Genomic DNA, 23307 nt, shown 5'->3' on the forward strand with positions numbered 1-23307 from the left:
CGGACCAAACGTCAACACCAACGCAACGAGGTCTCCCTTGGATCAGGCTCTCCCGAAAGGTCTGACGCGGCGCGTCTGTCTCGCCCTGCCGCTCGCCGGGCTCGCGGCCCGGCCCGGCCATGCCGCCGGTTATCCGGCCCGGCCGGTGACCGTCATCGTGCCCTATGCGGCCGGCGGCACCGCCGACATTCTGGCGCGCGTCGTCGCCGAGACCTTCGGCGAGACGCTCGGACAATCCTTCATCGTCGAGAACAAGCCGGGCGCGAGCGGCACCATCGGCTGCAATGCGGTCGCGAAGAGCGCGGCCGACGGCTACACGCTGCTGTTCACCGCCGGCGGTCCGCTTACCATCGGGCCCAACCTGACCAAGAACGCACCCTACCGGACCGCGACCGACTTCAAGCCCGTCGGCCTGCTGACCCAGGTGCCGAGTTTCCTGGTGGTCAATCCGGCCAATCCCGCCAAGACCGTCGCCGACCTCGTCGCGGCGGGCAAGGCGCGCGCCGGCAAGCTGCATTTCGCCTCGCCCGGCGTCGGCACCTCGGTTCACCTGCTGACGGAGCTGTTTCGCCTCGAGGCCGGGTTCGAAGCCGTGCACGTGCCCTATCGGGGCGGCGCGCCGGCGGTGAACGACCTGCTCGGCGGCCATCTCGATTTCCTGTTCGAGAATGTGCCCCAGCTTCTACCGCAGGTGACGTCGAACACCCTGCGCGCGCTGGCGGTGACCGCACCGGCCCGCCTCGCCGCGGCGCCGGGCATCCCGACATTGGACGAGGCCGCCGTGAACAATGTCGGCGTCGGCACATGGTACGGCCTTCTCGGCCCGCAAGGTCTCGCACCGGCCATCGTGGATGCGCTGGGGCAGGCCTTGCGCAAGACCGTCGCCTCACCGACCGTCGCCAGGCGGCTCGCCGAGCTCGGGGTCGAGACCGACCTGCGCACCGAGGCTGCCTTCGCGAGCTTCATCGCCGAGGACGATGCCCGCTGGAAGGCGACCATCGCACGGGCCAGGATCGAGGTCGCCAACTAGGGTCCGGCGCGCGCAGGGTAGCAGCCCCCCAAGGTCGCGCTCGCCCCGGCCCGAATGGCCGGGACGGGTGGACTTGCCGAAGCTCCCGCGCCGCCGATCGGCCCGGGTCGCAGCCGGCCTGTGACCACCGAAACGCCCGCCGCCACTCAAAATCATTGCCAGAACGAGAATTCGGGAGCACGATGCTTGTTCGTATCGGCCCAATACTTCGCAAGGAGTGGCCGCGATGAGCGAGACCGGAAGCAAACGCGGCGGCTGGAGCTGGTGGTACCTGCTCTTCATCATCCAGTTCATCGCCGTTCTCTGGCCGCCCTTCTACAACAGGGCCGAGCCCTACTGGATCGGCGTGCCGTTCTTCTACTGGTACCAATTCCTCTGGGTGATCATCGGCGCCGCGTTCACGGCCGTCGTCTATTTCGCCACCGAGGAGTGATGCCCCGGCGCATTGCCCGATCCAGCCCTCCAAAGCGGTAGCGAACGTGGGAGGATGTCGTGCATGACGCAAACTGGACCGCCCTGGCGGTCTTCGTGCTGCTGTTCGGCTTCATCACCTGGCTCGGCTTCGCCGCCGCCAACTGGCGCAAGGGCGACCTCGACCAGTTGCACGAATGGGGGCTCGGCGGCCGACGCTTCGGCACCATCATCACCTGGTTCCTGGTCGGCGGCGATCTCTACACCGCCTATACTTTCATTGCCGTGCCGGCTCTTGCCTTCGGTGCCGGCGCGTTGGCCTTCTTCGCCGTGCCCTATACGATCGTGATCTATCCGCTGTTGTTCGTGTTCTTTCCGCGGCTCTGGCACGTCTGCCACAAGCATGGCTACATCACGGCCGGCGACTTCGTCCGTGGCCGCTTCGGCAATCGCTGGCTGGCGCTCGCGATCACGGTCACCGGCATCGTCGCCACCATGCCCTATATCGCCCTTCAGCTCGTCGGCATCCAGGTCGTCCTGGGCGCGCTCGGCGTCACCGGCAGCGGCTTCCTGGCCGACCTGCCGCTGATCATCGCCTTCGTCATCCTCGCCGCCTTCACCTATTCGAGCGGCCTGCGCGCGCCGGCCTCGATCGCGATCGTCAAGGACATCCTGATCTACGTCACGGCTTTTGCCGCGGTGATCGCCATTCCCATGCAGTTTGGTGGTTTCGGTCCGATCTTCGCGGCGGTGCCGGCGTCCAAGCTGCTGCTGACGCCGCCCGACGCCGGCACCACCGGCGCCTATGGCAGCTATGCCACCCTGGCGCTCGGATCGGCGCTCGCCCTCTTCCTCTATCCCCATTCGCTGACCGGCATTCTGAGCGCCAGCAGCGGCGCCGCGATCCGCCGCAACGCCGCGATGCTGCCGGCCTATTCCTTCATGCTCGGCCTGCTCGCTCTGCTCGGCTTCTTCGCGCTGGCCATGGGCGTCGCCGATCGGCCGGAATATGCCGCCGGCTTCAAGCAGTTCGGCAGCAATTTCGCGGTGCCGGCGCTGTTCCTCGCAAGCTTCCCCTCCTGGTTCGTCGGCATCGCCTTCGCCGCCATCGGCATCGGCGCGCTGGTGCCGGCGGCGATCATGTCGATCGCCGCCGCCAACCTCTACACGCGCAACATCCATCGCGAGTTCATCAACAAGAACCCGACCGACAAGCAGGAAGCGCAAATGGCGAAATGGGTGTCGCTGATCGTCAAGCTCGGCGCGCTCGTGTTCATCCTGTTCGTGCCGACGCAATATGCCATTCAGCTGCAATTGCTGGGCGGAATCTGGATCATCCAGACGCTGCCGGCGGTGATGCTTGGCGCCTATACGAGATGGTTCAACGATTGGGCGCTGCTGCTCGGCTGGGCGGTGGGGACCGTCACCGGAACCGCCATGGCGGTCGCAGCGAACCTGACGCCGACCTATCCGCTGACCCTCGCCGGCTATGTCCTGCCCGGCTATACCGCCTTCTACACCGTGATCCTCAACCTGGTGATCGTCATCCTGCTGACGCCGGTGCTGAACGCCATGACGGGCCGGCACGGGCCCGTCGACGAGACCATCGCGGCCGATTATCACGCCTGAGCCTATGCCCCTTGCTTCAGGCGCAGCGGCTCGGACAGGTTGACGTTCTGGGAGCGGAAATAGAGCCGGATCGGCACCCGTGCCGAGCGGCCGGCACCGGCCTTTTCGGCGCTCACCTGAATATTGTGCGAGGGGTTGCCGACAAAGGAGAAGCGGCCGTCCTGGCGCGACGTCGCCTTGGCGGTTTCGCTGAAGGTGGTGAAGTTGAAGGTCCAGAGCGTCACCGCCGCACCCGCCACCGGCCGCCCCGCCTCATCGACCACCTGGCCGGTGACGACACCGCCATTATGGGTGAGCGTGTAGAGGTTCCAGCTACCCGCGATCAGCACCAGGACGAGCGGCACCAGGACGAAGCGGTTCAACAGAAACCGCCGCCAGCGCGGCCGCGAGATGTCGTCGTCGCCATCGTCGTTGTTCATCACATCACCCCTTGGTCGCGCCCGAGGTCAGGCCCTGGATGAACTCCTTCTGCGCCAGCAGGAACAGGAGGATGCCGGGTGCCAGCACCATGATGCAGAAGGCATAGAGCGCGCCGGTCGTGTCCTCCTGGTAGGACAGGAAACGGGCGAGCCCGAGCGGCAGGGTCTGCATATCCGCCGAGCGGGTCATGATCAGCGGCCAGAGGAAATTGTTCCAGGACCAGATGAAGGACAGGATGACATTGGTCGCCATGGCCGATTTGGCCAGCGGCATCATCACCTTCCAGATGATCCGCCACTCCGACAGGCCGTCGATCTTGGCCGCGTCGATCAGCGAGCGCGGCACGGCGTCGAAGCTCGCCTTGAACACGAAGATGCAGATGATGGTGGAGAATTGCGGCAGCGCCAGCCCGAGATAACTGTCGAGCAGGCCGAGCTTGCCCGTGATCAGATAGGCCGGGATGATGGTCGCCTGGAACGGCACCATCATGCAGGACAGGAACAGCATGAGCACCACGCCCTTGCCGACGAAGCCGCGTGACAGCGAATAACCGGCCATGGCGTTGAACACGACATTGGCGGCAATGGTGATGGCGGAGACCACCACGCTGTTGAAGAAATAGCGCGCGAAGGGAATGGCGTACCAGACGTCGACATAAAAGAACGGGTGCGGATTGCGCGGGATGATATTGGGCGGGTAGCTGAAGATGTTCTCGCCCGACACCGAGGTCTTCAGCACCCAGTAGAACGGCACCAGCATGACGAAGCAGGCGAGCACCAAAGCCAGGTGGATGGGCCAGCGCGGATAGCGGTGCATCGTTCCCCCTAATCCTGGTCGACCGCGCCGGCATTGCCGCCGGAGAGCCGGTTGGCGGCCCAGGCAATGACGATCAGCAACACGAAGAAGACGATGGTGACGGCGGCGGCATAATCGAACCGGGTCTGCACGAAGCCGAGCTTGTAGATATAGGTGACCAGGATTTCGGTCGCCCGGCCCGGGCCGCCGCCGGTCATGACATAGACCAGGTCGAAGCTCGTCACCGAGTTCAGCATGCCGATGACGAAGCAGAGGAAGATCGAGGGCTTCAGCAGCGGCGCGGTGATGCGCAGGAAGCGCCTGAAGGCATTGGCGCCGTCGATCTCGGCGGCCTCGTAGAGATTGCCGGGAATATTCTGCAGGCCGGTCAAAAGGATGATCATGTAGAAGCCGAGCATCTGCCAGATATTGGCCGCGATCACCGAGGGCAGCGCCCAGGTGAAGGAGTTGAGGAACTGGATCGGCGTATCCGTGAGATGGAGCGCCCGCGCCGCGTAATTGATCAGGCCGACGCGCTCGTCGAACATCCAGCGCCAGATGATGGCGACCGCCACCGTCATCAGGGGATAGGACAGGAAGATCAGGGTGCGGTAGATGTCGCGGCCGCGAATGTCGGAATTGACCAGCAGCGCCAGGCCGAGCGCGATGGCAATGCCGATCGGCGCCGAGCCGATGACGTAGAGCGTGTTCCACAGCGCCTGCCAGAACACCTCGTCGGTGAGGATCTCCTCGTAATTGTCGAGCCCGACCCAGACCGCCGGCCGCAGCGGCGACCAGGCCTGGAACGACAGCACCAGGTTCCAGGCCAGCGGCAGGATGCGGTAGAGCAGGAAGATCAGGAGCGAGGGCGCCAGGAAGCACCAGATCAGCACCGCCTGGCGCGTCTTCTTTTTGGCCATGAACGACCGGCGGCGCGTTCCGGCCGGCTCGGCAAGCGCAATGGTCATGGCCTCGCCTCTCGGCTGAACATCCCCGTCACGACCGGCGCATGACGCGCACCACCGCGCGTTCGGCATCGGCGAGCGCGGTCTTGGCGTCCTTGCGGCCGAGCAGCGCGTTCTGGATTTCCGGCCAGAAGGCGTCCTTGACCTGCGCATCGTTGGGCAGCGGCCAGTTGCCGGTCATCTTGTCGGTATGTTCGAGCTGGGTCTGGAGCACCGTATGGGCGAGCGCGTCCTCGGCCTTGACCTTGGCGAGGCCCGCCGCATCCGCGGCGACATTGCCGGTGAGGATGCGGCGGCGGGTGGAGAATTCCGTCGCCCATTTGTTGCCGGTCATGTGCTTGACCAGCGCGAAGGCCAGATCCGGGTTCTTCGAGGTCTTGGAGACGGCGAGGCCGTGATTGGTCGGGGTCGACCAATTGCCCGGCGCCTGCACCGCGCCCAGCGTATCGCCATTGACCCAGGGGCCCTGCCCCTTGACGAAGAAATAGGAGGCGGAATGGGCCTGCAGCATGCCGACATTGCCGGCAGCGAAGGCGCCGTTGGGCTCGACCCAGCGGCCGGTCCAGGCGACCTTGTTGATGGCGCCAGACTGCGTCGCCTTGGCGAGCTTGTCGAGCATGGCCGCGGTCTCCGGCGTGTTGAAGGCCGGCGTCTTCAGGTCCGGCTTCAACAGCTCGACGCCGTTCATCTTGAACAGCGGCCAATAGAGCCAGTCGAAATTCAGCGTCAGGAAGCCGGTCTTCTCGCCCTTGGCCATGGCCTGCGAGAAGCTCAGGATTTCGTCGAACGAGGTCGGCGGTCCTGACAGGCCGGCCTCCTTGAACATGATCTTGTTGTAGTAGAGCAAGGTCTTGGCGACGTAGAAGGGAATGACGAAGGTCTTGTCGCCGAAGGCGAAACCCTTGAGGTAATCGGGGTTGTAGAGCTTGGCGGTCTCCGGCTCCTTGGCGAGATAGGGCGTCAGGTCGAGCAGCGCGCCATTGGCCGCCCACTCGACCCAGATGGCACCTTGCAGGTCGACGATGTCGGGTGCCGTGCCGGCCACCAGCTGGGTCTGGTAGAAGGCCGGCAACTCCGGTCCCTTCTTGTCCAGCCATTCGATCTCGACGCCCGGGTTGAGCTTCTGGAAATCGGCGAACTCCTCGCGGAACAGCGCCTCCTGGTCGGCGATGTTCCAGGTGAGAATGCTCAGCTTGCGGCTCGTCTGCGCGCGCAGATAGGCCGGCAGGCCGAGGCTGCCGGCGAGCACGGCGCCCGTCTTGATGACTGTCCTGCGGTCCATCTCATCCTCCCGACATCTGCCCTGGTGAACGCTTTTGCGTCCGGCTTGGCGGCGCGGCCCGACCAGCCGATCGAGCGCCACAGATCAAATGATAGCGGTTACATTGAGGTGGTCAAGCGCCCTGCCTCAGCCGCCATAAACTCATGCAGAGCGCGGCCTTCAACCATGGCTTGCGCATTGACACGGCATTGCAAGCGGTATCATCTGCTGCAACCGGGGCCGGCTTTGCCCGGCCCGGGCGATATGCTATCGGCCGCTGGCAGCGAGAGGATATCAGGTGGGAATCGACAGCGGATCGCCTCACGTGCGCGAGCGCCTGAACTCGGCGCGGTCGCGCATGGCCGATGTCGCCCGGCTCGCAGGCGTGTCGACCGCGACCGTGTCGCGCGCGCTGCGCCAGCCCGACCTCGTCTCGCCCGCCGTTCGCGCGCGTATCCAGGAGGCAGTGGAGCGGCTGTCCTACCGGCGCAACCTGATGGCCGGCGCGCTCGCCAGTGCCCGCAGCATGACCATCGGCGTGATCATTCCCTCGATCGTCAATTCGTTCTTCGCCGCCACCGTCGAAGCGATGGAACAGGGACTGAAGGGCACCGACTACCAGCTCATGCTGGGCAATAGCGACCATTCGGAAGACAATGAGGAGCGGCTCGTCGCCTCGTTCCTGGCCTGGTCGCCGGCCGCCATGGTGCTGACCGGCCGGCGGCACACGCGCAACACCATCCGCGCCCTGATCGAAGCGGAGATCCCGGTTATCGAGACCTGGGAACTGACCGATCATCCGATCGACACGATCATCGGTTTTTCGCAGCGGGCCGCCGGGCGTATCGTCATCGACCATTTCAAGGCGCGCGGCGCCAAGCGCCTCGGTTTCATCGGCGCCATGATGGATCGCGACTACCGGGCGGTGGAGCGCCATGCCGGCTTTGTCGAGGCCGCACTCGCGGCAGGCTTCGAGGCCCCCGCCGAGGTGCTGGTCGCCGAGCGCGCCAGCACGGTCGGCGGCGCCAAGGCCTTTGCCGAGCTCATGGCCGGCCACGGCGATGTCGACGCCGTCTTCGCGACCAACGACACGCTGGCGCTCGGCGCGCTGTTCGAAGCACAGCGGCTCGGCCTCGCCATTCCCGACCGCCTGAAGCTCTGCGGTTTCGGCGACCTCGAATTCGGCGCGGCGAGCGAGCCAGGACTGACCACGGTAAGGCCGCCGCGGCGCGAGATCGGCCAGCAGACGATCGAGATCCTGCTGAAACGGCTGGCCGGCGGTGAAGCCGGCGACCGGGTGGTCGATCTCGGCTTCGACCTGGTGGTGCGCGGCAGCACGTGAGGGGGAGTGGCGAACAGGGGCGACGCGAAACGCGCAGCGAAACAACCTTCTCCCAGAGGGAGAAGGTGGCGCCGTCAGGCGCCGGATGAGGGGACGTCCATTTCAGGATGGGGCGCCAGGCGCGACGAGCACCGCTACAGTTCTCAGCGCCCACGCCGCTCACCCGGCGGCTGACGCCGCCCCCCTCCCTTTAGGAGAGGGTTTTCTGGTGCCTCAGCCGCTTCTCGCCAGCCCGTCCCAATCCACCGCGACGCCCAGCCCCGGGGCGTCGGGAAGCTCGATCAGCCCGTCGGCGACCGTCAGCGCATCCCCCACCAGCCGGTCGCGCCAGGGGTTGGGATTGCTATCGATCTCCAGCATGCCCGGACCACCGACCGCCGCCAGGAGCTGGGCCGAGGCCATCAGCCCGATGCCGCCGCCGAGATAATGCGGGCAATAGCTGATGCCCGCGGCAAGCGCCCGGCGCGCCACCTGAAGGCAGCCGGAAACGCCGCCCCACTTGGCCGCGTCCGGCTGCAGGATCGCAAAACAGCCCGCCGCGATGGCGGCGTCGAATTCGGCCAGCGCGTTCATGTTCTCGCCGGCCGCCAGCGCCGTGCCGACCTGTCCGGCAACGTCGTGCCACTCGGCCAGCGGCCGGTCCGCGGCAATCGGCTCCTCGATCCAGGCGAGACCATAGGAGCGCGCGAGACCGGCACCGAGCCGTACCGCCTCTTGCGCGTTCCAGCCCTGGTTGGCATCGACCATCAGGATTGCGGCATCGCCGAGCAGGCTGCGGACTGCATCCAGCGACCGCCGGTCGACCGCCTCGCCGAAGCCGACCTTGAGCTTGAACGCACGATGGCCGAGATCGCGCTCACGGGCCGCTACCGCCGCCGGCTGCTCCGGGCCGATACCGCTGGCATAGGCGCGAATGCGGCCGGGCGCCCCACCGAGCCAACGCCAGAGCGGCAGGCCGGCCTTGCGCGCCCCAAGGTCGTGACAGGCCATGTCGAGGCCGGCGGCGACCTGGCGCAGTGGCCCCCATTCGCCCGACTGGATCGCCAGGATGTGCAGGCGGCTCATCAGGCGCGCGAAGATCTCGCTCGGCGGGAGCGGGCCCAACTCCACCAGAACCGGGCCGACGACCGAAAGCGCGAGCCTCGCCCGATGCTCGGCCCCGACCGAGGGAAAATTGCACCAGACCTCGCCGAACCCTTCCGCGCCATCCGCGTCGCGCACGCGCAGGAACACCGCGGGGCGGTCGGTCATGGTGCCGAAGGAGGTCTTGACCGGCACGTCGATCGGCGCACGCAATGCGAGCGCCTCGACCGATACGATCCCGACCTCATCGGCCCCCGCTATCGAAGCTGTCTCGGTCAACGGTCTCACCTGTTGAAATCCGGTTTCATGTCACCTAGACATAACCGACCCGGCCACAAGGGCAACAGGCCGATCAGCGGAAGATATCGCGACCATGCCGATAGCCAAGCCGCGCTCCAGCACCGCCGACGAGACCAGGCCCGATACGGCGGCCGCCTCGCCGGTGCGCGCCATCGAGCGGACGATGAAGATCCTGCGCGCGCTCGGCTCGAGCACCGGCTATGTGACCCTGACCGAACTCAGCCAGAGCGTCGACCTGCACAAGTCCACCGTGCTGCGCTTCCTCAGGACGCTGGAACAGGGTGGCTTCGTGGCGAGCGGTCCCGGCGGCAAGGGCTGGCGGCCGGGGCCGGTGTTTCTCGACATCAAGTCGCGCGCCATCGCCGAACAGGACCTCGCCGAGATCGCCCGGCCTTTGATGGAACAGGCCGTCAAGCTGACCAATGAAACGGTGCAGATGGCCATCCTGGCCGAAACCAGCATCGTGTATATCGCCAAGATCGAGCCGCTCGACGCGCCCTTGCGCATCAACACCCAGATCGGTACGCGCCGGCCGGTCCATTGCACCGCGCTCGGCAAGGTGCTGACCGCCTGGCGCGATCCGGCCGAGGTCGATGCGATTATCGCCGTGGCAGGGCTGCCGCGCTACACCGCCGCCACCATCACCACCACGCAAGCCCTGCACAAGGCGCTGGCCAAGGTCCGCCGCGACGGCCACGGCTTCGATCTCGGCGAATTCAACCAGCTGGTCAGCTGCGTGGCGGCGCCGATCCGCGGCGCCGACGGCCGGGTGGTGGCCGGCCTGAGCATTTCCAGTTTCGGCCAGTCGGCCAAATCGGCGCGCTTCGCCGAGCTGACCCGTCAGGCAATGGCGACCGCCGAGCGGATCTCCGAACGCATCGGCTGGACCCCGGAGGCAACCCGTTGAGGAGATCACATGCAGATCGTGCTTGAGAACGGCCCGGCCCGTGCCGTCGTCACCACGACGGGCGGCGAGCTCCACGCCTGGCGCGCCGGCGGCCGCGACCTCCTGTGGAACCGCGACCCGGCCTGGTGGGCCAAGTCGTCGCCCGTGCTGTTCCCGATCGTCGGCTGGACCAATCAGGGCCAGATCCGCGCCGACGGCAAGGTGCGCCCGATGGGCGTGCACGGTTTCGCGGCGGCGAGCGAATTCACCGTGGAAGCCCGTGAGGCGGCAAGCGTCAGCCTGGTCCTGACCGACAGCGAGGCGACACGGGAGGTCTACCCTTACCCGTTTGTCCTGCGGGTGACCTACCGGCTGGTGGAGGACCGGCTCGCCGTGAGCTTCGCGGTGGAGAACCCCGGCTCGCGGCCCCTGCCCTATGCGCTCGGCCTGCACCCCGCCTTTCGTTGGCCGCTCGCCGAGCCGGCGAGAGCCGACCATGCCATAGTCTTCGAGAAGCCCGAGACGCCCGAGGTGCCGGTGATCGCACCGGGTGGGTTGATTTCCCCGGCGCGGCGACCCGTGCCGCTCGACGGCCGCAGGCTCCAGCTCACCGACGATCTGTTCGCGGCGGACGCGCTCTGCTTTCTCGACGCCAGAAGCCGGTCATTCCGCTTCGTCGCCGGTGACAAAGGCCCAAGCATCGCGCTGGAGGCCGAGGACTTTCCGCATCTGGCGCTCTGGACCAAGCCCGGCGCGCCCTATGTCTCGATGGAGGTCTGGAGCGGATATGGCGATCCCGAGGGTTATGTGGGCGAGCTCATCGACAAACCGGGCATGCGCCTGCTGGCGTCGGGTGCGACGGCCCGTCACGCGGTCGATTTTGTCTATCGGGAGACGGATGAGGGATAAGGGCAGTTGGAAAAGCACCGCGGAATCAACTCTCTCCCAGAGGGAGAGGGTCAAGTCGGAGCCTTTCTCGCACTCGGACAGTTTCATCTGCTGCAACTCACTTTCTCCTGCTGGAATTTCCCTTGCAAATGCCGTCCTGCCACTTATCGTGACGCAATGCCGAGGCAGCCGGCCAAGAGCCGCCCGGCCTGTGCCAGGGAGGCTCCATGTCCGACATCCATTCGACGCCGAAAAACCCCTTCCGCATGGCGCTGGCCAAGGGCCGACCGCTCGTCGGCATCTGGTCCATGCTCAATTCGGTCAATGCCAGCGAAGGCCTCGGCTGGTCCGGCTATGACTGGATCCTGATCGACGGCGAGCATTCCCCGGTCTCGCTGCACGACGCCATGGCCCATTCGCGCGCGCTGGCCGCAACACCGACCGTGCCGATCGTCCGGCTGGTCTGGAACGACCCGGCCCTGCTCAAGCAACATCTCGATGCCGGCCTCTCCACCATCATGCTGCCCTATGTGCAGAGCGCCGAGGAAGCCCGCGCGGCGGTGGACGCCATGATGTATCCGCCCAAGGGCCAGCGCGGGGTCGCCGCCATGCACCGGGCCAGCCGTTACGGCCGGTTCAAGGACTATGTCGCGCGGGCCAATGACGAGACCTTCCTGATCGTCCAGATTGAAACGCTTGCCGCCCTCGAACGCTGCGAGGAGATCGCCAATGTCGACGGCGTCTCGGCGGTGTTTTTCGGCCCCGGCGATCTCGCCGCCAGCATGGGCAAGCCCGGCGAGGCCGCCCATCCAGACGTGACGGCCGCGATCGAAGAGGGCCTGAAGCGCTGCCGGCCGACCGGCAAGGCGGTCGGCGTGCTCGCGCCGAATGACGAGATCTCCGAGCGCCACATCCGCTCCGGCTTCGATTTCGTCTCGGTGGCCAATGACTGCGCCATCCTGTTCCGCAATGCCGACGCGGGCGCCGCGCGCTTTCGGGCGATCGCCGAAACCTCCGGCAAGGGTTGAGCCATGGCCACCGTCGAGTTCCGCAAGCTGACCAAGCGCTATGGCCCGCTGGAGATCGTCCACGGCATCGACCTGTCCATTCACGACGGCGAGTTCATCGTGCTGGTCGGCCCGTCCGGTTGCGGCAAGTCGACCACCCTGCGCATGCTCGCCGGGCTCGAGGACATCAGCTCGGGCGACATCCTGATCGACGGCCGGGTGGTCAACGAGATCGAGCCCCGCGACCGCGACATCGCCATGGTGTTCCAGGACTACGCGCTCTACCCGCATATGTCGGTCTATGAGAACATGGCCTTCTCGCTGCGCTACCGCGGCGTCGCCAAGCGCGACATCGATGCCCGGGTGCGTGACGCCGCGGCGGTGCTCGGGCTGGAGCCCTATCTCAAGCGCCGCCCCAAGCAATTGTCCGGCGGCCAGCGCCAGCGCGTCGCCATGGGCCGGGCCATCGTGCGCAAGCCGCAGGTCTTCCTGTTCGACGAGCCGCTGTCCAATCTCGACGCCAAGCTGCGCGGCTCCATGCGCGTGGAGATGAAGAAGCTGCACCAGCGGCTCGGCGTCACCACCGTCTATGTCACCCATGACCAGGTGGAGGCGATGACGCTCGCCGACCGGGTGGTGGTGATGAATGGCGGCCATATCGAGCAGACCGGCACGCCGGACGAGGTCTATCACGCGCCCGCGAGCCTGTTCGTCGCCGGCTTCATCGGCGCGCCGACGATGAACCTGATCCCGGCGCGGCTGACGTCGGGCACCAGGCTCAGGCTCGCTGAAGGCGCAGCGGAAGCGCCGCTGCCCGCCGACCGCCGGCCGGCGTCCGACGAGCTCACCTTCGGCATGCGCCCGGAAGATGTCGAGGTGGCCGAGGGCGAGACGCCGAGCGGCCGGCTCGACGTGCCGGCCCAGGTCGAGGTGGTCGAGCCGCTCGGCGCCGATACCCTGGTGTTCACCAATGTCGCCGGTCATCCGGTGGCCGCCCGCGTGCGCCCGGAGATCCGGCCGAAGCCGGGCGAGAACCTGAAGCTGCGCTTCAATCTCGACCGCATGCACCTGTTCGACGCCACCACCGGCCGGGCGATCGGGGCGCCGCAAGCCCATGGCTGAGACGCGGATCGCCCTTGCCGGTTTCGGCGCCTGGGGCCAGATGCATGCCCGTGCGATCCAGGCGATCGAGGGCGCGACGCTTGCCGCCGTGTTCTGCCACGGCGAGACGTCCGAGCGAGCCGCGGCCGAGGCCTTGCCGCAGGTCCCGCGCTTCCGCAGCTACGACGCCATGCTCGCCGCCGGCGGCTTCGACGCGGTGACGGTCGCGGTCCCGAACGACCGTCACGCCGATTTCGCGATCGCCGCGCTCGAAGCCGGCGCCCATGTCATCCTGGAAAAGCCGCTCGGCGTCTCGCTCGCCGAATGCGACCGGGTGCTGGCGGCGGCAGCCGCTGCGGGCCGGCAGGTCGCGGTCAATCATGAACTCCGCGTCTCGCATCAATGGGGCAAGGTGCGCGACATCATCGCCTCGGACGCGATCGGACGGGTGCGGCACCAGCATTTCTCACTGTTCAGGAAGCCGTTCCGGCTCGGCTCGGGCGGCTGGCGCCACGACCGTCAACGGGTCGGCTCCTGGATCCTCGAGGAACTCGTCCATTTCGTCGACCTGGTGCTCTGGTACGCCGCCGAAAACGGGTCGCCCCGATCGCTTCAGGCCATCGCCTCTTCGGCCGGCGGGCTGGCCGATACGGTCACGGTGACGCTCACCTGGGCCGACGGCTCGACCGCGCTGGCGACCCAGTGCCTCGCCGGCTTCGAGCATCACACGCTGCTCGAAATCGCCGGTGACGACGGCGCCATCCGCACCTGGTGGGCCGGTGTCATGGACCGCACGGCCACACCCGACTTCGCCCTGGCGGTCCGGCGGCGCGGCGCCGAGACGGCGAAGGCCGTCGCCATTCCCCGTTCCGGCGAGATCTTCGAGCTGGAGGAGAATATCCGCCGGGCGGTGCACGGGTTTCGTACCGGCGAGCCGGTCATGCCGCTCGCCGATGCCCGCGCCGCGGTCGCCATTTGCCTCGCCATAGAGCAAAGCATCGAGACCGGCGCGGCCGTTGTGTTGGGCCCCACGGTCTGAGGCTCGGCCTTGCGTTCAAGCCGCCGCGCGCAATAGCCGTTCGATGCGGATGAAGGCTTCACCGACCTCGTGCGCGGGCACCGGGTGGCCGAAATAGAAGCCCTGGATCTCCGCGCAGCCGATCTCGCTGATCGTGTCGAACTGGGCGCGGGTTTCGACGCCCTCGGCTGTCGTCACCATGTTGAGGCTGCGCCCGAGATCGGTGATGGAGGCGACGATGGCGCGGCAATCCTCGCGCTCGTTGATCTCGGTGACGAAGGAACGGTCGATCTTGATCTTGTCGAAGGGAAAGCTGCGCAAATAGCTGAGCGAGGAATAGCCCGTGCCGAAATCGTCCATGCAGGTGCGGATGCCGAAGGAGCGCAGCTGATGCAGGACGGCCAGCGTCGCCTCGCCGTCCTGCAACAATACCGATTCAGTGATTTCGAGCTCCAGCCGGTTGGGCGCCAGGCCGGCGGCGGATAGCGCGCCGAAGACGGTTTGCGCGAAGCTTCCCGCACGCAACTGGGCGGCGGAGAGGTTGACCGAGACGCGGGTCGCGTCCGGCCAGAACAGGGCGTCGGCGCAGGCCCGTCGCAAGACCCATTCGCCGATCGCGACGATCATTCCGGTCTCCTCGGCGACCGGAATGAATTCGAGCGGCGACACCTGGCCGCGCGAGGGGTGATTCCAGCGGATCAGCGCCTCGAAGCTGACCACCGTCATCGTCTTGAGATTGACGATCGGCTGGTAATGTACCTCGAACTCGCCGGCCCCAAGGGCTCCCCGCAGATCATATTCCAGGGCGCGCCGGGCATTGAGTTCGGCTTTCATCGCAGCCTCGAAGAACCGATAGGTACCGCGTCCCTCGTTCTTCGCGCGGTAGAGCGCCATGTCGGCATTGCGCAGCAATTCGTCGGAATCCAGGCCGTCCGTGCCCGATATCGCGATGCCCACGCAGGTCCCGATACTGAGCTCGTTGCCCTCGATCGAGAACGGCTGCCTGATCCGGTCGACCAGTCGTTGCGCCAGCCCCTCCATCTCCACCATGCCGCCGCCGCGCCCGCCACGGAACATGATGGCGAACTCGTCGCCGCCGAAGCGCGAGACGACGTCACCATCCCTCACGCATTCCTTCAGGCGCGCGGCAACGCTCCTCAGCAACAGGTCGCCGACGGCATGGCCGAGCGTATCGTTGACGATCTTGAAGTTGTCGAGGTCGAGATAAAGAATCGCGAAGGCGGACTTGCCGCCGCGCCTGGTGGCCAACGCCTCGTCCATCCGCGCCCGGAACAAGGTCCGATTGGGCAGGTCGGTCAGGGCGTCGTGATGGGCCATATGCGCAATGCGCTCTTCCGAACGTCGCCGCTCGGTGATGTCCTCATAGGTCGAGACCCAGCCGCCATCCGGCATGGGCTGCTGCGAGACCGAAATGACGACGCCGTCGTCGAGCTCGAAGGCGAAGGTCGCCGATGCGCGGTCGGCTGCAATGCCGTTCTGGCGATCGATCAGCCCGGCGAAACGTTCGCTGCCGAGCGCACGCATCGTTGCGCCCGGCAGCACCACGACATCCTTCAAATTGAAGATCTCGCGATAGCGCTGATTGCAGACGATCAGGCGATGCGCGCCGTCCACCAGCAGCAGGCCCTGCGACATGTTGTTGAGCGCGGCATCGAAACGCTGGTTCTGCGTCCGAAGCTCGACGTCGCGGATCTGCAGCATTTCATTGCGCTGCTTGAGGTCGGCATTGGTGCTGAGGATCTCGACATTGGCCTGTTCGAGGTCGAGCTTGGCCTCTTCCAGCACGCCGGCCAGCACATGCACTTCGTCGTGGGCGCGGTTGAGCTGGATATGGCGCAGATAGAGCATCAGCATCAGCACCAGGCCGACCAGCACCAATGAGGCGATGAGGCCGGAAAAGATCCAGTGCAACCGCAGGAGGTGACGCTGGTCGGTGTCGACATTCTCGCCGGACACCCGGTTCGCCGAAGCCGCGAGCCCCGCCAGCTTCTTGTCGAGCGGCGCCAGCAGCGACCGGATGCGGTTGACATTGTCGTCGCGGCCGACGTTCTCGACCAGCGGCGCGATCTCGGCGAGCGCATGGCCAAGATCGTTGACGATCTGCTGGCGTTCCGGGTCCTTGTCGACGAACTCGTCAAATTCGCCCGATTTCATCAGATCGAGCCGGTTGAGCAGGATCTGGTAACGCAAATCGACATCGTCCGCGGTGATCCGGCTGTTCGGCAGCGCAGAGGCCGCCACGACCTCTTCGAAACGCAGCACCTCGAATGCCGCCTGGCTCGCCAGCCAGGTGACATTGTAGCGCGCGGTATGCCGGATGATGTCCTGGCGCTCGACGATCAACACGGAGACATAGACGGCCGCGGCCACCAAGCCGAACATGATCACGCCGGACAGGATCCCAAGTCTGCTCAGCTTCGGCATGACCATGGTCCGGGTTGGGCGAGCCACGTTGCGTGCGCCGACGTGGCTGCCATGTCGGTCAACGGACGATGATCTGGGCGAGCTGCCAGGCGGACCGGCTGTAATATTTCTGGCTTCGCAGCTCCGGGTCGGAATCATAGGGGTAGACGATGAACAAGGGCCCCTTGTCGCGCACCGGCATATATTCATTGTTGCGTTTGAGCGCGAGAATGACGTTGTAGCGGGTGAAATCCTCCACCGGGATTTCGGTCGTATAGTCGTTCAGCGCGATGGCCTGGATGCGATTGCCGCTGGCGCCGACGCTGGCGAGCAGCCTGGCGATCGAGACGCCCTCGAATTTCTGCGGCCCGGAATGCCAGGGCGTCGCCGTCTCGAACGAGACCAGCCCCATCGCCTCCAGCATGGCGCGATCGAATTGCGCGGTATTGCCGACATTGGTTACCGAGATCTTGCCGGAAATGGTCAGCATGACCCGGTCGGTCGGCAGCGCCAAGCCTTGAGCCGCGGCGCGCCCGCAGATAAGGAGGCCGGCCGAGGCAAACAGCCCTAAGCTGAATGCACGCCTGACATCGTTGACTGGCATCATGATCTCCGTTGGCATGCGAACGCGACCTTCAAATTCCCACAAATGCACATAACAATCGATGAATCCGCCTGCGGATCCTGGCACTTGCGCGATTCCGGAATCATACGCCCGACGGTCCGGGACACACAATATTCCAGTAACCAATAGGCTATACTTTTCGTATCGGCTTGCAGCCATTGAGAGAACGCATGACAAAGAACAACGCATTGGCGAACAGCGCTCGCTTCGGCAACGAAGCGATCGACGGCTTCCTGGACAAGGCCGGACGCGCTGCGATGATGGCCTCCGCAGCCGAAAAGCTGGAGGAGCTGTTCGACGTCCTGAAGATCGATCACCGCAACGATCACAACACGCGCGACACGCCGGCGCGGGTTGCCAAGATGTTCGTCGAGGAAATTCTTCACGGACGCTACGTGCCGCCGCCCAAGATCACCGAATTCGAGAATGCGGCGCGCTACGACCAGTTGATCGTCACCGGACCGATCGAACTGCGCTCGACCTGCGCCCATCACATGATGCCGATCTATGGCAGCGCCTATATCGGCGTCCTGCCCTCGGTCGACGGCAAGATCATCGGCCTGTCCAAATATGACCGGATCGTCAATTATTTCGGCACGCGCCTGCAGATCCAGGAAGAGCTGGTCAAGCAGATCGAGCAATATATCGTGGAGACGACCAATCCGCGTGGCCTCGCGGTGCGGATCAGCGCGGTCCATATGTGCAAGACCCATCGCGGCGTACGGGCCAGCCACGCGAGCCGGATGGTCAACAGCACATTCTACGGCGAAATGGCCACCTCACCGGCACTGAAGGCGGAATTCCTGCAGGAATGCGCCGCCCTGGACCGGTGACGGCACACCGACAGGAGGTCTTGCGATGGACATTTCAACGGTTTCGATCAGCCCCGACATGCAAAGGCTCGAAACGAAGCCGCGCGAGATCTATCGCTCGACCAAGAGCTACGACCACAATGAAGGACTGTCGTGCTGCTTTCGCCAGTGGCGCGCTGGTCATTCCCATTGCCGTCTCATCCACGGCTATGCGCTGGCCTTCAAATTCGTCTTCGCCACCCATCAGCTCGACGAACGCAACTGGTGCTACGATTTCGGCGGCATGAAGCCGGTCAAGGCCTGGCTGCATGAGATGTTCGACCACACGATGGTGGTGGCCGAAGACGATCCGGAGCTCGCGACCTTCCGCAAGCTCGCGGCCGACGGCCTGGTCGACCTGCGCGTCATGCCAGCGGTGGGCTGCGAGGCGACCGCGAAATTCACCTTCGACCATGTGGCGCCGACGATATCGGCCGAGACCCGGGACCGGGTCTGGCTCGAGTCCGTCGAGGTGCGCGAGCATGCCGGAAATTCCGCGGTCTATGAGCGGCTGAGAGGCTGAGCCGGTTCGGGACGGCGCCTGGCTGGGACCGTGCCCGGCCGCCGGCTCATGCCACCGAGCGCAAATGGCTCGCCCGGCGCAACCGTGGCGCCTTCATCAGCTGGCTGGCCAGAAACCGCCGGGTGACGCGACCGTAGCCCGGGGTCCACCACGCGCAGTAGACCGCCAGCTTGTCCGGCCCGGCCGGCCGGATGCTCAGCACTTCCATCAGGCGGCCCTCGCCGTTCCTGGCCACCACCCGGTCACCGACCGAGAATGTCGTCGCGGATAACATGACACGAGCCCTCCGTTTGCTCGTCGGCCCCCGCTCGTCCCAGGATCTGCGAATTTACCACCCAATAGGTTCGGATTCATGGCGCCGGCCATCACGGCCTCGTGTCCCGGCAAGCGTGCGGCGCGCTCCCCCGGGTTCAGGCGGCGACCGCCCGGAACATGCCGTCGATCCATCCATCGGGCGTGCGCCCCTGGAACGCGCCGATGACCTTTTCCAAGCGCAGCAGGCGCGCCTCCTCGCGATGCCGGCGGTTGACGAAGCCGGCCTTGGCGGCCAGTCCGAGCATGGCGTCGTTGGAACGCAGCGTCTCGCCGATCAGCATCAGGCTGCCGGCCCGCGCCGCCCGAAGCTCGACGCTGGCGATCAGCGCCTGGCCGATACCCCGGCCATGCCAGGCATCGGCGACGGAAAGAGCGAATTCGACCGTGCCGGCCTCGGCGTCGACGGCATAGACCGCCTCCCCGACAACCACCGTCTCGCCCAGCTCCACCGTCTCGGCCAGGAGCCCGAAGATATTGCCGGCACCGTGACGGGTGATCCGCTCGAGCTCGGCTGCGGTCAGTTCGTTGATGCCGCCGAGAAAGCGGTTCTGCCGGGAGGCGCGCCCCAGGGAGCGCACATGGCCCTGCAGGAGCGCCGCATCGGCCGGCCCGACGACACGAATGATCAGACGGTCAACCGATAGCCGCAAAGTGTCGACGGTCGCCACTGCCTCGGGGAAACCAACTCGCATGGCGTCACCCCGCCCTCTGGCCGAGCGTTTCGGCAAGTTCCGGCTCGGCGACGACCGGCCGGCCGATGGTCAGCACCGCCGGACCGGCAATGGCGCAGACCACGGTGAGACCCGGACATTCGACCACGTAGCTTTCGCCCTCGGTCAGCACGATGTCGCGCCGGTCGTGGTCCTGCGTGATCCAGACCGCGCCTTCGATACAGGCCACCGAGGAGCCTGCGCCGTCGCCCAGCCGGACCAGGCCGCCGCGCAGGAGATGGATGAGGGGATCATTTGAAAGACAGACCACGTCCGCCTCCTGTTTGCATGCGTCTCGATCATGTACGGCGACGCAGATCGCGCCGATCAGGCTCGACAAGATCGGATGTTGCGCGCAGGATCGACGTTGTTCAAACGATCAATTTTCACATCCTGCATGAGTTCTGGGAATGTCAAACCGGCGTTATGACCTGCCTCCGCTGGATTTCGTTCAGGGCTTCGAGGCCGCCGCGCGAAACCTCAGCTTCACCAAGGCGGCGCGCGAATTGTTCATCACCCAGTCGGCGGTCAGCCGGCAGATCAAGGCGCTGGAAGAAGCGCTGGGCACGGTGCTGTTCGAGCGCCGGCACCGCGCGCTGCGGCTGACCGAAGACGGCCAGGCCTTCTATCGCATCGCGATGGACGTGCTCGACCGCCTGCAATCCTCGATCGACCAGATGCGCCAGCGCCGCACGTCGGACCAGTTGTCGATCACCACGACCACGGGGCTCGCCTCGCTCTGGCTGATCCCGCGGCTCAGGCGCTTCACCAAGGCCAATCCGCATATCGACGTGCGCATCGTCGCCAACGACCGGCCGCTCAATCTCGACCGCAGCCTGGTCGACATCGCCATCCGCTACGCCCAGCGCGAGACGGCGCCGAAGGATGCGATCCCGCTGTTCGGCGAGGAGATCCTGCCGGTCTGCTCGCCGCTCGTCTCGCGCGATCCGGCGACGCCCCTGCGCGAGCCCGCCGACCTGCGCCATCACACGCTGCTGCATCTCGATTATCCAGGCATGCAGAAGACCTGGTACGACTGGGGCACCTGGCTGACCGCACTCGGCATCGACGACCTGAAACCCGCGGGCACGCTGCATTTCACCCGCTACGAGCAAATGATCCAGGCCGCCGTCAGCGGCCAGGGCGTAGCGCTCGGCCTGTCGCCGCTGATCAACGAGCCGATCCGCTCCGGCCTGCTGATCGCGCCCTTCGACAAGACCGTGGTCGGATCGCGCGGCTATTTCCTGATCCGCTCGAGCGCCGCCGCCGCCAAGCCGCAGGTGCAGGATTTCTGCGCCTGGCTCACGGAAGAGGCGGCAAACGATGCGGTGGAGGATGGGGGGAAGTGAGGGGCGACATAAGCGCCTGCAGCATGACCTTCTCCCATAGGGAGAAGGTGGCGGTGCATAGCGAGATGCGAACGCATCTCGCGTTCGCTCGATGCTATGAGCCGCCGGATGAGGGGCGTGAGCGTGGAGAACAAGCGCCGCGGGCGTCGCTTATTCTTCGCTGATTCAAAGGCCAAGCGCCCCGCGCAGAGCCTTCTCCTGATGTGGACGTCCCCTCACCCGGCAGCTGACGCTGCCACCCTCTCCCTTTGGGAGAGGGTTGATTTATCTGCGCTTTTTCGACGAGCGCGAGGGGTATCGCCCCCTCACCCGCCCGCCAGCAACCGCTTCACCTTGTCCAGCGCCGCGTCATGGGCCTCGCCATAGGCAATGGTGCCGGCGAGCCGTCCCTGGCCGTTCATCAGGTAGACGATGGCGGTATGTTCCATCGTATAGGCGTCGCCTTCGGTCGGCACTTTCATATAGACGGCGCGGAAGGCGCGCGCGGTGGCGGCGATCTCGGCCTCCGAGCCGGTCAGCCCGATGATCCTGGGGTCGAAGGAATCGGTATAGACCTTCAGCAGTTCCGGCGTGTCGCGCGCGGGGTCGACCGACACGAAGAAAACGCGGAAATCGCGCGCGGGATCACCGATCTCCTGAATGACATTGGCCATTTCCATCATGGTCGTCGGACAGACATCCGGGCAATGGGTGAAGCCGAAGAAGATCGCATAAGGCTTGCCGGCGAGGCTCAGCGACGACAGCCGCTTGCCGTCCTCGTCGGTCAATTCGAACGGCCCGCCGATGGCGTCGCGATCGACCAGCGTCGTGGTGTTGCGCGGCGACGGCAGCGGTCCCTGGAAATAGGCCCAGGCGCCCGCGGCGGCGACGACCGCGACGAGGCCCCAGAGGCCGTAGCGAATGAAGCGAAGAGTTGTCATCGAGCTTGCTCGTGGGAAATGGATATGCTGGCTTCAGCCTCGGCCCGCTTGTGCCGGAATGCCTTGCCGGAATGCCGGCCTGTCACGCCGGCTATGGAATGCCATGAAAACATGCGGCCGGACGCCCGCGGAGCGCCAGGCGCGCTCGGGCGAGGCCCGGCAGCGTCACGCGACCGGCGGCGGCGGCGCGCGCGATTGCGGCCGGGTCAAGCGGTCGATGAGCGTCACGCCGGCGGAAGCCTGGACCACCGGCGGTGTCCCGGGCCTGACCGGAGCGGCGCGGACGGCGACGGCGAGCAGGACCGGCCGGACCGCCAGCACGCAGGCATCGCAGGGGCCGGCATGCGGCAGGCCGGCCGGCATCTCGCCGGAGGCGGGCGCGCAGAATTCGGCAGGACTGCCATCCGGCAGGACCAGCGCCAGGCGCGAGACGCCGAACGGCTGCGCCGCGCCCGGCACGACCGGTCGGTGGCCAAGACCCAGCCAGATCACCGCCACGGCGAACAATGCCGCGACGATGGGCCGGAGATCGGGATGGCGAAGGCGAGCCAGCATGGCGACCGCGATTGTTGAAACCTGACGAGAGCCTTAGCCGCGCACGGGCCGGGCGCCAAGCGCCCGATATGTCGCACGCTCCCGGCGCCCTTCACAAAGCCGTGGCAGGCCAGCCGTGCCGTCGCTGTCGTCTGGACAAGCCCTGCGAAGCTGTGAAGATCGCCGCGTTCACTGGCTTTGCCGCAACGGGCGGCTGACGCGGAGTATCGACATGGCGCATCGGGGTGAGGTCACGGCCTATCGCATGGCCGATGACGCCGAGATCGACGTCTATCACGTGAAGCCTGTCGGTGCGCGGCGCGGCGGCCTGGTGCTGATCCAGGAGATCTTCGGCCTGACCGACCATATCCGCGAGCAATGCGACGTCTATGCCGCCGAAGGCTACGAGGTGCTGGCGCCGGCGCTCTATGATCGCGAGGCCCCGGGCCTGCAGGCGCCCTACAGCCCCGAGGGCATCGCGATGGCGATCAAGATCGCGCGCGAGCAGCATCCCTTCGACCTGTCGATCAGCGATACCCAGGCCTGTATCGATGCGCTGAAGCCGGCGGGCCCGGTGTTCATCACCGGATACTGCTACGGCGGCTCGGTCACCTATGCCGCGGCCGCGCGCTGCGACGGGCTTTCGGCCGCTTCGGGTTATTACGGCAGCATGATCCCGCGGCTGGCGGCGGAGCCGCCGCGCTGCCCGACCATCCTGCATTTCGGCCGCAAGGACAGCGGCATCCCGCTCGACGCCATCGCGGCCTTCGAGGCGGCCCGGCCGGAGGTGACGGTGCATCTCTACGATGCCGGCCACGGCTTCAATTCCGACCGGCGGGCCGATTATGATGCGGCCAGTGCCGCGCTCGCCTTCCAGCGCACCCTGGCGCTGTTCCGGGCCCATGGCGGCTGAGGCTCGT

The 23307-nt window shown here is 66.2% G+C and carries 25 protein-coding genes; 13 read left to right on the forward strand and 12 right to left on the reverse strand.

Features of this window, described 5'->3' with window-relative positions:
• Positions 1 to 37 precede the first annotated feature (37 nt).
• The 3 genes from AC07WJ_RS20785 (at position 38) to mctP (ending at position 3070) form a co-directional block, all read left to right on the forward strand.
• Positions 38 to 1030 carry a Bug family tripartite tricarboxylate transporter substrate binding protein gene (locus AC07WJ_RS20785; protein ID WP_494936545.1) on the forward strand — a complete coding sequence of 331 codons (993 nt, stop codon included), beginning with the start codon at positions 38 to 40 and terminating at the stop codon, positions 1028 to 1030.
• Positions 1031 to 1256: 226 nt separating this feature from the next.
• Entirely contained in the window at positions 1257 to 1463 is a 207-nt protein-coding gene (locus AC07WJ_RS20790) for a DUF3311 domain-containing protein (RefSeq protein WP_494936546.1), read from the forward strand.
• Between the two features lie 59 nt (positions 1464 to 1522).
• Positions 1523 to 3070 carry a monocarboxylate uptake permease MctP gene (gene mctP, locus AC07WJ_RS20795; RefSeq protein WP_494936547.1) on the forward strand — a complete coding sequence of 516 codons (1548 nt, stop codon included), beginning with the start codon at positions 1523 to 1525 and terminating at the stop codon, positions 3068 to 3070.
• Between the two features lie 2 nt (positions 3071 to 3072).
• Here the strand turns inward: mctP and AC07WJ_RS20800 are convergent, their stop codons facing one another.
• The 4 genes from AC07WJ_RS20800 to AC07WJ_RS20815 are packed head-to-tail and all read right to left on the reverse strand — an operon-like array spanning position 3073 to position 6532.
• On the reverse strand, positions 3073 to 3489 hold the full coding sequence (locus AC07WJ_RS20800) for a carboxypeptidase-like regulatory domain-containing protein (RefSeq protein ID WP_494936548.1): 417 nt from the start codon (positions 3487 to 3489) through the stop codon (positions 3073 to 3075).
• Between the two features lie 4 nt (positions 3490 to 3493).
• Positions 3494 to 4306, reverse strand: a complete 813-nt coding sequence (locus AC07WJ_RS20805) for a carbohydrate ABC transporter permease (RefSeq protein ID WP_494936549.1) — start codon at positions 4304 to 4306, stop codon at positions 3494 to 3496.
• A gap of 8 nt (positions 4307 to 4314) precedes the next feature.
• A complete protein-coding gene (locus tag AC07WJ_RS20810; protein ID WP_494936550.1) occupies positions 4315 to 5253 on the reverse strand; it encodes a carbohydrate ABC transporter permease in 939 nt (312 codons plus the stop codon).
• Positions 5254 to 5281: 28 nt separating this feature from the next.
• Positions 5282 to 6532, reverse strand: coding sequence for an ABC transporter substrate-binding protein (locus AC07WJ_RS20815; RefSeq protein WP_494936551.1), 1251 nt, complete (start codon positions 6530 to 6532; stop codon positions 5282 to 5284).
• Positions 6533 to 6809: 277 nt separating this feature from the next.
• Between AC07WJ_RS20815 and AC07WJ_RS20820 the strand changes: the two genes are divergently transcribed.
• Positions 6810 to 7853 (forward strand): LacI family DNA-binding transcriptional regulator, encoded by a 1044-nt coding sequence (locus AC07WJ_RS20820; protein ID WP_494936552.1) that lies wholly within the window; start codon positions 6810 to 6812, stop codon positions 7851 to 7853.
• 213 nt (positions 7854 to 8066) lie between these two features.
• Here the strand turns inward: AC07WJ_RS20820 and AC07WJ_RS20825 are convergent, their stop codons facing one another.
• On the reverse strand, positions 8067 to 9215 hold the full coding sequence (locus AC07WJ_RS20825; RefSeq protein ID WP_494936553.1) for a mandelate racemase/muconate lactonizing enzyme family protein: 1149 nt from the start codon (positions 9213 to 9215) through the stop codon (positions 8067 to 8069).
• Between the two features lie 94 nt (positions 9216 to 9309).
• Here AC07WJ_RS20825 and AC07WJ_RS20830 point away from each other — a divergent pair, with 94 nt between their 5' ends.
• The 5 genes from AC07WJ_RS20830 to AC07WJ_RS20850 all read left to right on the forward strand — a co-directional run bounded on the left by AC07WJ_RS20830 (position 9310) and on the right by AC07WJ_RS20850 (position 14157).
• The gene (locus tag AC07WJ_RS20830) at positions 9310 to 10143 is read left to right on the forward strand and encodes an IclR family transcriptional regulator (protein WP_494936554.1); all 834 of its coding nucleotides are present in this window, start codon (positions 9310 to 9312) and stop codon (positions 10141 to 10143) included.
• Between the two features lie 9 nt (positions 10144 to 10152).
• A complete protein-coding gene (locus tag AC07WJ_RS20835; protein ID WP_494936555.1) occupies positions 10153 to 11031 on the forward strand; it encodes an aldose 1-epimerase family protein in 879 nt (292 codons plus the stop codon).
• A 206-nt stretch (positions 11032 to 11237) separates the two neighbouring features.
• A complete protein-coding gene (locus AC07WJ_RS20840) occupies positions 11238 to 12038 on the forward strand; it encodes an HpcH/HpaI aldolase family protein (RefSeq protein WP_494936556.1) in 801 nt (266 codons plus the stop codon).
• A 3-nt stretch (positions 12039 to 12041) separates the two neighbouring features.
• Entirely contained in the window at positions 12042 to 13139 is a 1098-nt protein-coding gene (locus AC07WJ_RS20845) for an ABC transporter ATP-binding protein (RefSeq protein ID WP_494936557.1), read from the forward strand.
• Positions 13132 to 14157 (forward strand): Gfo/Idh/MocA family protein, encoded by a 1026-nt coding sequence (locus AC07WJ_RS20850; protein ID WP_494936558.1) that lies wholly within the window; start codon positions 13132 to 13134, stop codon positions 14155 to 14157. The genes AC07WJ_RS20845 and AC07WJ_RS20850 overlap by 8 nt, the downstream gene beginning before the upstream one ends.
• A 15-nt stretch (positions 14158 to 14172) precedes the next feature.
• Here AC07WJ_RS20850 and AC07WJ_RS20855 read toward each other — a convergent pair whose 3' ends face one another.
• The gene (locus tag AC07WJ_RS20855; protein ID WP_494936559.1) at positions 14173 to 16581 is read right to left on the reverse strand and encodes a putative bifunctional diguanylate cyclase/phosphodiesterase; all 2409 of its coding nucleotides are present in this window, start codon (positions 16579 to 16581) and stop codon (positions 14173 to 14175) included.
• A 58-nt stretch (positions 16582 to 16639) separates the two neighbouring features.
• Positions 16640 to 17164, reverse strand: a complete 525-nt coding sequence (locus AC07WJ_RS20860; protein WP_494936560.1) for a putative pterin-binding protein — start codon at positions 17162 to 17164, stop codon at positions 16640 to 16642.
• 191 nt (positions 17165 to 17355) lie between these two features.
• On the opposite strand from AC07WJ_RS20860, the gene folE reads away from it, so the two are divergent.
• The gene (gene folE, locus AC07WJ_RS20865) at positions 17356 to 18018 is read left to right on the forward strand and encodes a GTP cyclohydrolase I (protein ID WP_494936561.1); all 663 of its coding nucleotides are present in this window, start codon (positions 17356 to 17358) and stop codon (positions 18016 to 18018) included.
• A 25-nt stretch (positions 18019 to 18043) separates the two neighbouring features.
• Complete coding sequence (locus AC07WJ_RS20870; RefSeq protein WP_494936562.1) at positions 18044 to 18559, forward strand: 6-pyruvoyl trahydropterin synthase family protein; 516 nt, start codon at positions 18044 to 18046, stop codon at positions 18557 to 18559.
• 46 nt (positions 18560 to 18605) lie between these two features.
• Here AC07WJ_RS20870 and AC07WJ_RS20875 read toward each other — a convergent pair whose 3' ends face one another.
• The 3 genes from AC07WJ_RS20875 to AC07WJ_RS20885 form a co-directional block, all read right to left on the reverse strand.
• On the reverse strand, positions 18606 to 18833 hold the full coding sequence (locus AC07WJ_RS20875; RefSeq protein WP_494936563.1) for a hypothetical protein: 228 nt from the start codon (positions 18831 to 18833) through the stop codon (positions 18606 to 18608).
• A gap of 136 nt (positions 18834 to 18969) precedes the next feature.
• Positions 18970 to 19566: a GNAT family N-acetyltransferase gene (locus AC07WJ_RS20880; RefSeq protein ID WP_494936564.1), complete on the reverse strand. Its 597-nt coding sequence runs from the start codon at positions 19564 to 19566 to the stop codon at positions 18970 to 18972.
• A gap of 4 nt (positions 19567 to 19570) precedes the next feature.
• Complete coding sequence (locus AC07WJ_RS20885) at positions 19571 to 19855, reverse strand: DUF2917 domain-containing protein (protein ID WP_494936565.1); 285 nt, start codon at positions 19853 to 19855, stop codon at positions 19571 to 19573.
• A gap of 139 nt (positions 19856 to 19994) precedes the next feature.
• Here AC07WJ_RS20885 and gcvA point away from each other — a divergent pair, with 139 nt between their 5' ends.
• Positions 19995 to 20933, forward strand: a complete 939-nt coding sequence (gcvA, locus tag AC07WJ_RS20890; RefSeq protein ID WP_494936566.1) for a transcriptional regulator GcvA — start codon at positions 19995 to 19997, stop codon at positions 20931 to 20933.
• A 305-nt stretch (positions 20934 to 21238) separates the two neighbouring features.
• On the opposite strand, the gene AC07WJ_RS20895 is transcribed toward gcvA, so the two are convergent.
• Positions 21239 to 21853 (reverse strand): SCO family protein, encoded by a 615-nt coding sequence (locus AC07WJ_RS20895; protein ID WP_494936567.1) that lies wholly within the window; start codon positions 21851 to 21853, stop codon positions 21239 to 21241.
• A gap of 165 nt (positions 21854 to 22018) precedes the next feature.
• Positions 22019 to 22408, reverse strand: a complete 390-nt coding sequence (locus AC07WJ_RS20900) for a hypothetical protein (RefSeq protein WP_494936568.1) — start codon at positions 22406 to 22408, stop codon at positions 22019 to 22021.
• 211 nt (positions 22409 to 22619) lie between these two features.
• Here AC07WJ_RS20900 and AC07WJ_RS20905 point away from each other — a divergent pair, with 211 nt between their 5' ends.
• Complete coding sequence (locus tag AC07WJ_RS20905; RefSeq protein ID WP_494936569.1) at positions 22620 to 23300, forward strand: dienelactone hydrolase family protein; 681 nt, start codon at positions 22620 to 22622, stop codon at positions 23298 to 23300.
• Positions 23301 to 23307 lie beyond the last annotated feature (7 nt).

The sequence above is a fragment of the Phreatobacter sp. GW821-FHT04C01 genome, from assembly GCF_059420385.1.